The organism is Pseudoalteromonas prydzensis (assembly GCF_011050055.1).
Classification (GTDB): Bacteria; Pseudomonadota; Gammaproteobacteria; order Enterobacterales; family Alteromonadaceae; genus Pseudoalteromonas; species Pseudoalteromonas prydzensis_A.
Window position 1 is genome coordinate 1 of the sequence record NZ_DRGM01000090.1, and the last position, 3,295, is coordinate 3,295.

Annotated in this window: 4 protein-coding genes; 2 read left to right on the forward strand and 2 right to left on the reverse strand. The window is 38.5% G+C overall.

Annotated features, from left to right (window positions below; translation table 11 throughout):
• Positions 1-4: 4 nt before the first annotated feature.
• The gene (gene yihI, locus ENH88_RS08465; RefSeq protein WP_170072525.1) at positions 5-601 is read left to right on the forward strand and encodes a Der GTPase-activating protein YihI; all 597 of its coding nucleotides are present in this window, start codon (positions 5-7) and stop codon (positions 599-601) included.
• Between the two features lie 12 nt (positions 602-613).
• A complete protein-coding gene (locus ENH88_RS08470) occupies positions 614-1,129 on the forward strand; it encodes a DUF2489 domain-containing protein (RefSeq protein ID WP_010553820.1) in 516 nt (171 codons plus the stop codon).
• 62 nt (positions 1,130-1,191) lie between these two features.
• Here the strand turns inward: ENH88_RS08470 and hemN are convergent, their stop codons facing one another.
• A complete protein-coding gene (hemN, locus tag ENH88_RS08475) occupies positions 1,192-2,565 on the reverse strand; it encodes an oxygen-independent coproporphyrinogen III oxidase (RefSeq protein ID WP_304181615.1) in 1,374 nt (457 codons plus the stop codon).
• Between the two features lie 122 nt (positions 2,566-2,687).
• On the reverse strand, positions 2,688-3,221 hold the full coding sequence (gene yjgA / locus ENH88_RS08480) for a ribosome biogenesis factor YjgA (RefSeq protein ID WP_007582068.1): 534 nt from the start codon (positions 3,219-3,221) through the stop codon (positions 2,688-2,690).
• Positions 3,222-3,295 lie beyond the last annotated feature (74 nt).

Below are 3,295 nucleotides of genomic sequence, written 5' to 3' on the forward strand. Positions count from 1 at the left end.
AGATATGAGTAGAACTAAAAAGTCACGCAAAAGCCCAGCAAACGGACCTGTTCGTTTAAGCCAAGATAAGCTTAAAGAAATGCGCGCATTAAAAGAGCAGCGAGTTAAAAAAACCAAAGGCGCTAAGCCAGGTTCTCGTAACGCGCCAGATTTACTAGATAGCGAAAGCCACAATGGTGGTCACGCGCCTAAAGATAAGCGTGTAGGCAGTAAAAAGCCAGTACCATTAATTGCAACTGCGCCTGAGCCTAAAGTTGAAATGAAACGCAACTTAAAGCCAACTATTGAGCTGAAAAAGGTAATCGAGCCTGAATTCACACCTGAACAAGAGCTAGAAGCACTTGAGAATGACGAACGTTTACTTAAATTAGTAGAGCGTCATGAAGAAGGTGAAATGCTAACAGGTAAAGATGCTAAGTACTTTAATAGCCGTATTGCTCGTCATCAGGCGTTATGTGAAATTCTTGGTATTGAAGACGAGGATGAAGACGAATTTGAAGATGACTTTGAAGATGATATTGAAAGCAAAGGCAATTCTGATTTCGATCAATACTTATCTGACGATTTAGCCAACGAATGGTTAGATGAAGACGACAAATAGTAAGGATAAATAATGAGTACCGCGGTAATTTTAGCCTTACTTTTAGGCGCTGCTATAATAGTTGGTCTGGCATTTTATGCGGGTCAGTTGCTGTACAAGTTAAATGCGCAAAAAAAGTTAATTGCTAAAACGCAGGCTGAACAAAAGCAAAAGCTTGAGAAGTCGCGTTTAAAGCGAAATGCCAAACTAGCCGATAGTATTCATTTAATTGCGCGTGCAATGAATGAAGAGCAGTGTGAGTTTTCTGAAGGCTGTTTACGTATTTGGGTGCTTATGTCTCAATATGGCTTTGAGAGCGAGCGTGATTTAACGACGCAATATCCTGGCATTTATAAAATGTACCAGGTAGTTAAAGAAATGCCGACACACGATGCACGTAAAAAATACGCTAAAAAAGAGATTTTTAAGCTAGATAAGGCTCGCTGGCAAGCTGAAGAAACACTCAAAGATGAAGTTAAAGCCGATTGCGCTAAAATTATCATCGAGTTTAAAGCGGCTCCTGGCAGCGATAAAGTGGTTTTTAACTAGTTTTTCGAGTACTCAGAAAAAGCAGACCTTGGTCTGCTTTTTTTATGCCGGACAGTTTTTAGTTAAATCACTCGTGAAAAACGTGTCGCATTTATTTGTTTTTGTAAATGAGCGTCAAAGCACATGCAAATAATACGAATGAATAAGTTGCCGCGTGGTGTTACGCTAATTTTATTATCATTTATAGTGACTAGTTCATCTTTTATAAGTGGCGTAAGCGCAATTAACGCATCCTCAAAATAGTCATTAAATATAAGCGCATGCTTTTTACTAAAGTCTTGTATATCTAATTCAAACTGGCAAATGAGCTGCTTAATTGCATCAGCACGAATTACATCATCATGTGTTAAATGCATACCTTTATTAAGAGCACAGCCGCTTTGTGTTTCTACGCTGTGGTAATAATGTTTTAATTCTTTTTGATTTTGTAAAATGGCAGTGCCAATTTGCGAAATGGATGACACGCCTAAGCCTAATAAATCACAATTTCCATGGGTTGTATAACCTTGAAAATTACGATGTAATTTCCCTTCATTTTGCGCAACAGCTAGTTCGTTGTCGATTTTTGCAAAGTGGTCCATACCAATAAATTGATAGCCTGCTTGCGTCATCTGCTCCAGCGTATTTTTAAACATGGTGAGTTTATTATGTGCACTGGGTAAATCTGCATCTTTAATCTTTCGCTGTGCGGCAAAGCGCTCTGGTAAATGCGCGTAGTTAAACACCGATACTCGGTCAGGGCTTAACTCAATAAGTTGCTCTATAGTTTGCTTAAAGCTCTCTGGTGTTTGCAGAGGAAGCCCGTAAATCATATCTGCATTAATAGATTGAAATCCCAGCTCGCGAGCTTGTGTAATTAATTGCTTAACCGTATCTGCATTTTGCGGACGATTAACAGCAAGTTGCACGTCGTCGTTAAAGTCTTGAATCCCAAACGAGACACGATTAAAGCCAAGCATCCTTAAATCAACAAGCATGTTTTCGGCAAGCGAACGTGGATCTATTTCAATACCGCGTTCAGTAGTTCGCGTAAAATTAAAGTGCTGCTCTAAAAGCTTTATTAAACGGGTCATTTGTTTTGCGGTTAAAAAAGTGGGTGTACCGCCACCTACATGTAATTGCTCAACCGTGTAGCTTTTAAATAAATGCGCTTGAGCAGTAATTTCTTTTGCTAAAAAGTCGAGATACGTATCTGCTTTAGATTGATGGCGGGTAATTATTTTATTACAGCCACAGTAGTAGCAAAGCTGACTACAAAATGGAATATGAATATATAAAGAAAGTGAACGACTCGTTGACGATTCTATCGCGTTTAGTAAGTTTTGTTGTTGATAACCGTCACGCAGTGATAGAGCCGTGGGGTATGAGGTATAACGCGGGCCAGACACATTATATTTGTTTATTAGGGTTTGGTCCCACTTTGGAAGTTTAATCATCACGCGCACCTAAGTATTTATTTAGGGGGATTATAAAAAAGTACGCAGGGAGGCGGTTTGATCTATAACAAAAAAGGTGCCGAAGCACCTTTTTTAATAAAATATCAATTAATACGGTTTAATTAATACGTAACGGTATGTGCATCTTTGAGATATTGAAATAACTCTTTATAACCTTTACCAGGCTTTTCAGCTTTCGCTTCTTTTGCCGCATTACGAACCAATTGACGCATTTGCTGACGATCAAGAGACGGGAACTGCTCAATAGTCTCATTGATAAGATCATCACCTTGTTCAATTAAGTCTGAACGTAGTTGCTCAATTTTTTTGACCAATACTTCAGCTTGGTTATTTTTATTAAGCATTACATCGATAATCGCTCTAATAGCGTCAATGTTTTCTACAGTACGCAACGTTTTAGCAATGTAGTTTAAGTGACGGCGATACGCATCGCTTTTATTACTTATTTTATCAGCAACAACCATTGCCGCTTTTAAATCGTCATTTAATGGCAGGCGTTCGCGCTGTTTTTTACCCATTTTGGCAATTTCAGTACCTAACTGATGAAACTCTTGCGCTTCGCGCTTAAGCTCCGTTCTTGATACATATTCAATTTCTTCTTCAATTTCAGCAGGCTTGCCTTTTTTCTTTGCCATGGGGTGCTCTTAAATAAAAATAACTTTTGCCATTATACATGAATATGATACTTAGGAATATTAGCTGATGTGAT

Bases quoted from the DNA above. Each gene is read 5' to 3' on its own strand.
- yjgA (WP_007582068.1), bottom strand. From the start codon at position 3,221: ATGGCAAAGAAAAAAGGCAAGCCTGCTGAAATTGAAGAAGAAATTGAA.
- yihI (WP_170072525.1), top strand. From the start codon at position 5: ATGAGTAGAACTAAAAAGTCACGCAAAAGCCCAGCAAACGGACCTGTT.
- ENH88_RS08470 (WP_010553820.1), top strand. From the start codon at position 614: ATGAGTACCGCGGTAATTTTAGCCTTACTTTTAGGCGCTGCTATAATA.
- hemN (WP_304181615.1), bottom strand. From the start codon at position 2,565: ATGATTAAACTTCCAAAGTGGGACCAAACCCTAATAAACAAATATAAT.